Source organism: Algibacter sp. L4_22 (genome assembly GCF_023473045.1).
Lineage (GTDB): Bacteria > Bacteroidota > Bacteroidia > Flavobacteriales > Flavobacteriaceae > Algibacter.
In genome coordinates this window covers 1-1320 of the sequence record NZ_JAMCOK010000038.1, presented here as the reverse complement: position 1 = coordinate 1320, position 1320 = coordinate 1, and the positions used below count along the sequence as shown (strand labels likewise).

The window sequence follows — 1320 nt, the reverse complement described above, 5'->3', positions numbered from 1 at the left end:
GTATTATTATGGGAAGAAAAGTCAAGTATGATTACGCATTTAAACTTCGATGTGTAAAGCAAGTTTTAAAAAATCACCAAACAGTTGAAGATGTGTCTAAGTTATATGGTTGTCATCATACAACCCTTCATGATTGGATTCGATTTTATGAAAAATATGGTAAAAAAGCACTATTACCAAGAAAAACCAAAGTGTATAGCATTCCTTTTAAACTTAAAGTTTTAAAAGCTATTGACAAAGATTCATTATCTTTCAGTCAAGCTTGTTTAGAATTTAATATTCCTACTAAATCTGTAATTATGAAGTGGCAACGTAATTATAAAAAAGAGGGTATTGTAGGCTTAAACATTAAACCTAGAGGTAAACCAAAATCTATGCAATTTAAGAGGGCTAAAAAAAAGTCTAATAAACCTTTAACAAGAGAAGAGGAACTTTTATTAGAAAATGAATCATTACGTGCAGAACTGGACTTGCTAAAAAAGTTACAGGCCTTAATTCAACAAGAGCAAAACAAAAAGCAAAAGCCATAACAGAATTAAGGCATAAGTATGATTTAGATATTTTATTATATCATACGAACATGGCAAGAAGTAGTTATTATTATCATCATAAAAGAAGTCTTTTAGTTGATAAATATAAAGAGATAAAACTATTGATTCATCAAATATATCATCGTCACAAAGGAAGATATGGCTATAGAAGAATCTCTTTAGAAATCAACAAAATAGGCACTCTAATAAATCATAAAACAGTACTCAAGTTAATGCGTGAATTAGGTTTAAAAAGTTTAGTCAGAGCTAAAAGATACAAGTCTTATAAAGGGCGAATAGGAGAAACAGCTCCTAATATATTACAACGAAATTTTAAAGCTATTAGGCCAAATAAAAAATGGGCTACCGATATTACAGAATTTAAAGTTTTAGGAAAAAAACTATATCTATCTCCAATAATTGATCTCTTTAATAGAGAAATAATAAGTTATCAATTATCTGAAAAACCTGATTTTAAACAAGTAGCTATTATGCTGAAAAAGTCTTTTAAGAAAATACCAGATCAAACAAATTTAATATTACATTCAGATCAAGGATGGCAGTATCAAATGAAACAGTATCGAAGATTATTAACAGAAAAAGGAATTACTCAGAGTATGTCTCGTAAAGGAAATTGTTTAGATAACGCTGTGATAGAAAATTTCTTCGGTATTCTAAAATCTGAATTGTTTTATATAAATAAATATAAGTCGATATCTCAGTTAAAAAAAGAGATTAAAGTCTATATAAAATATTATAATAATGAGAGAATTAAACAAAATTTAAATGG

Annotated in this window: 2 protein-coding genes; both read left to right on the top strand. The window is 27.4% G+C overall.

The features are described 5' to 3' along the window. On the top strand, positions 1-530 hold a 530-nt coding region (locus tag M4I23_RS19470; RefSeq protein ID WP_249755521.1), incomplete at its 5' end, for a transposase. Next, the coding region (locus M4I23_RS19465) for an IS3 family transposase (RefSeq protein WP_368736186.1) at positions 449-1320 on the top strand (872 nt) is incomplete at its 3' end. The genes M4I23_RS19470 and M4I23_RS19465, both read left to right, overlap by 82 nt.